The sequence below is a fragment of the Streptomyces sp. NPDC054841 genome (genome assembly GCF_053611045.1).
In genome coordinates this window covers 1-3590 of sequence record NZ_JBSGZO010000676.1, presented here as the reverse complement: position 1 = coordinate 3590, position 3590 = coordinate 1, and the positions used below count along the sequence as shown (strand labels likewise).

Genomic DNA, 3590 nt, shown 5'->3' with positions numbered 1-3590 from the left:
CGCCTGGATCGTCGCGAGCGGCACCGGCCGATGACGGGGGGCAGGGGTCACTCCATGGGGTAGATGTCCCCCGAACCCATGGCGCTCTCCTGCTCGCTCTGCTCCTTCAGCTTGCGGGCCTTGTCCTTGAGCCGCTGACGCTCCTCAGGGTCGCTCACCCTCTCCGCGGCCTGGTCCAGTTCCTCCGCCTTCTGACGCATCTGCCGGATGCGTCCGCGGGATTCGTCCGAAACGCTCATGGTCACTCCTCGGGCGTCTGTATGAGCGGGCACCATCAGCGAACCAGCGCCTTCGCGGCCTCGCATCCCGAGCGCTCGCCGACCTCGATCTCCGCAGGTCGAAGCGGGTCCGCCGGGACCAGGCCACGACGTGACCACGCCACGAGGAACCGGCCTTGCCGGCCCCCGGGCCCGACCGCCCCCATGGTCGGGAGATGCCCGTACGCGGTGCGCGAAGCCGGCGCTCCAGGCCCCCGTCACGTCACGCCGCTCGCCCAAGGCCCCCGCTCAAGGCCCCGTCGCATCACGCCGCCGCTCCAGACCTCCGTCACGTCACGCGTTGCGCACGGTGTTTCTCGGCGCGGAGGCGGACCTCCGCGGGAAGCGTCGCCAGGCCCGCCGACTCGCGGGCGTGGGTCAGCGCCTCCGACGAGAGCCGCTCCAGGGTTTCGCACGGGGAGGCGTGGGGCTCCAGGAGGAGACGGACCCGGGCCGCCGGGGCCGTGCGGCGGCCGTGCAGGGCGACCTGGGCGCGGGCCACGCCTTCCAGATGCTCGGCTTCGCCGGCGAGGACGGACTCCAGGGCGCGGCCCCGCAGCAGCGCGCCCTCTCCGTCACCGCTCTCGACCAGGACCTCGGCCAGCCGGGAGCGGCGGAACTGTGCGAAGAGCCACCAGAGCGCGAGTACCACGACGATCAAGAGCGCCGCGACGACCGCGGGCCACCACCAGACCTCGTCCCGCCACCTCCCCCGGTCGCCGGCGCTGAGCAGGACGTCGTCGGGCCCGTTCCAGGGCCACCAGGAGGGCACCTCCAGGCCGAGGCCGGCGGCCAGCGCCGCTCCCCCGGCCGCCACCAGCACCAGCCCGGCGAGCCCCAGCAGTACGCGGTTGACCACCCCGAGCATCCCGCTCACCCCTTCTTCGGAGGCCGTCGCACATGCACGGACAGGGCCGGCGCACGCACCAGCCCCAGCTCGCGGATCCCGACGGCGAGCACGGTGTCCAAGTCGGCGCGCACGTCGTCGAGTTCACGGAAATGGGACACCGCACGGACCGTGACCCGGGAGCGCCCCATCCGTACCCGTACGGACTGCACCCCGGACACGTCCATCGCCCGGTCGCGCAGTACCAGCGCCGCCGCCTCCCGGTACAGCCCGGCCCGGACACCCGAGCCGGCCGCGTCACGGCGCATCGGGAGCAGGCCCCGCAGCCCCGGCGTCGTGGCGAGCACGATCAGCCACACCCCGAGCGCCACGGCGACGCCCGCGCCCACCACCACCCAGATGTCGTCCAGCGGGCGCTGCTCCAACTGACCGGCGAGCGAACGCCGCCACTGCATCCCGGGCCGGCCGGCCCGTACCGAAGCCACGTCGAACAGCAGCAGCCCCGCGCCGCCGGTCAGCACCACCGCGAGCAGCGCGGCCGGGATCCGCCGCTTGGACCAGAACCGTCCGGGACGGCCGCCGTCGTCCTGTCCGGCCGTCGGCACCGGCCGGTACGCGGCGGCGGAGGCCGACTGGTCCAGTTCCCTTTCCTCGACCGGTTCGCTCTCCTTGACCGGTTCGCTCATCGGAGCCTCCCCTGGGCCGCCCGACGCGTATGGACGGAGTGCAGCCGCTCGACCTCCACCGTGACTTCGGGCACCTCCATCCCCGCCAACGCCTCTACCCGCTGCGCGACGTGCCGACGCACTGCTCCGCACTGCCCGCCGATGTCGGAGGGATAGTCGAGTTCGAGGCTGATCCGTACCCGGGCGCGGTCATGGTGCACCGTGACCGCGGCGTGCGGGGCCGAGCCACCCTCCGGTACATGGCCGAGGGCCTCGCGCGCCGCCTGCGCGGCGATCTTCGCGACGACCCGGTCGGCGATGGTGGTCGCTCCCCGCTCGGCCGCCGCGATTCCCGTCGTCGCCCGGAGCCCGGTGGAGTCCGCGGCCACGGCGTGTCACCTCCGCCGGTCACCGTGCGAGCGGCCGCGGAAGAACTCACCCGGGTCGAGGTCGCCGTCCAGGAACCGCCCGGCCACGAACCCGACCGCCCCCAGCGCGGCCACCAGCAGAAAGGCCCCGAAGCCACCGAAGTATCCGGCGAAGCCCAGTGCCATGCCGGCCAGCAGGCCGGCCACCGCCATGCTCATCGTGAGCTCCTCTCCCGAGCTCCGTCTACTGGATCCGCGGCTCGGGCTCTTCGTCTTCCTCTTCCGGCAGTTTCACATCGCCGACCGCGATATTGACCTCGACGACCTCGAGACCGGCCATCCGCTCGACCGCGGAGATGACGTTCTCCCGGACGGCGCGGGCGACATCCCCGATCGAGACGCCGTAGTCGACGACGATTTCGAGGTCGAGCGCGGTCTGCTTCTCGCCGACCTCGGCGCTCACCCCACGGGTGACGGACGGTTTGCCGCCGGGCACCCGGTCGCGCACCGCGCCGAAGGTACGGGAGGCTCCGCTTCCCATGGCGTGGACGCCGACGACATCCCGGGCCGCGAGCGCGGCGATCTTCTCGACCACACCGTCGGCGATCGTGGTGCGGCCCCGGGTGGCCGGATCGCCGCCGCCCCGCCTGACGGGGCCGGACGGCTCCTTGGTGACATTGACGTCAGTGTCGGTCATCGCCAATCGTCCCTTTCCGGGCGGTGGTGAACTCCGGACCTTGTTGACCACACTAGGTGTGGTTACCCGGTATCGCGCCGGGGACGCAGCAGGATGGAGCAGTGGCGAGGCGGGAGCGATGACGACGGCGCATGGATGGGCCGGGGCGGTACGGGCCCGGCTGGGCCTGGGCAGGCTGCTTCCCCTCGGCGGCGCGGCGGACGGCGCCTGGCTGGCGGAACGGGCCGCGGACACGGTGCTGCATGCGGTGGCTCAGGAGGTGCGCGGGGTGGTGCCGGGGCGCCTGCGGATCGCGCTCGCCGACCCCGCGGCGGCCGGGACGCCTGCCGTCCCGCCCCCGCCGGGCGCGCTACCGCCCGGCCCTCTCCGTATCGAGGCGGAGTTCGCGGCGGCCGGTGACGAACCCCTTCCGGCGCTCGCGGAACGGCTCCGCGCCGCCCTCCTCACCGCCTCCGTGGAGCGGCTGGATCTCGCGGTCACGGAGATCGATCTGCGGGTGACGGAGCTGCTGGACACCGCACCGGAGCCGAGCGCGACGCCTCGCCCGTCCGGGGTGAGCCCCGTATCGCCGCAGGGCGAGGTGGGCAGCACGGCGGCCGCCTCGCCGCAGGGCGAGGTGGGCAGCACGGCGGCCGCGGTGCGGGGCGTCGCTCACCTCACGGACACGCTGGGCGTGCCGGTCCGGATCGAGGAGTCCTACGTCCGCGTCGAATGTGCGACGGCACCGGGCCACCGCCCGTTGGCGGTGGCCCTGGC

The 3590-nt window shown here is 73.6% G+C and carries 7 protein-coding genes; 1 reads left to right on the top strand and 6 read right to left on the bottom strand.

Going from position 1 to position 3590, the window contains the following annotated elements; all coding sequences use genetic code 11:
* Positions 1–47: 47 nt before the first annotated feature.
* The 6 genes from ACWGI8_RS41585 to ACWGI8_RS41560 form a co-directional block, all read right to left on the bottom strand.
* The gene (locus ACWGI8_RS41585; protein ID WP_453668645.1) at positions 48–239 is read right to left on the bottom strand and encodes a DUF6381 family protein; all 192 of its coding nucleotides are present in this window, start codon (positions 237–239) and stop codon (positions 48–50) included.
* Between the two features lie 307 nt (positions 240–546).
* Positions 547–1125 carry an alkaline shock response membrane anchor protein AmaP gene (amaP, locus tag ACWGI8_RS41580; protein WP_453668646.1) on the bottom strand — a complete coding sequence of 193 codons (579 nt, stop codon included), beginning with the start codon at positions 1123–1125 and terminating at the stop codon, positions 547–549.
* Between the two features lie 5 nt (positions 1126–1130).
* Positions 1131–1790, bottom strand: a complete 660-nt coding sequence (locus ACWGI8_RS41575; protein WP_453668644.1) for a DUF6286 domain-containing protein — start codon at positions 1788–1790, stop codon at positions 1131–1133.
* On the bottom strand, positions 1787–2158 hold the full coding sequence (locus tag ACWGI8_RS41570; RefSeq protein WP_453668643.1) for a hypothetical protein: 372 nt from the start codon (positions 2156–2158) through the stop codon (positions 1787–1789). Before ACWGI8_RS41570 ends, ACWGI8_RS41575 begins: the two co-directional genes overlap by 4 nt.
* A 6-nt stretch (positions 2159–2164) precedes the next feature.
* Positions 2165–2356 (bottom strand): hypothetical protein, encoded by a 192-nt coding sequence (locus ACWGI8_RS41565; RefSeq protein ID WP_453668642.1) that lies wholly within the window; start codon positions 2354–2356, stop codon positions 2165–2167.
* A 25-nt stretch (positions 2357–2381) separates the two neighbouring features.
* Positions 2382–2834, bottom strand: coding sequence for an Asp23/Gls24 family envelope stress response protein (locus ACWGI8_RS41560; RefSeq protein ID WP_453668641.1), 453 nt, complete (start codon positions 2832–2834; stop codon positions 2382–2384).
* Positions 2835–2952: 118 nt separating this feature from the next.
* Here ACWGI8_RS41560 and ACWGI8_RS41555 point away from each other — a divergent pair.
* Positions 2953–3590: hypothetical protein (locus ACWGI8_RS41555; protein ID WP_453668640.1), on the top strand; the 638-nt coding region annotated here is incomplete at its 3' end.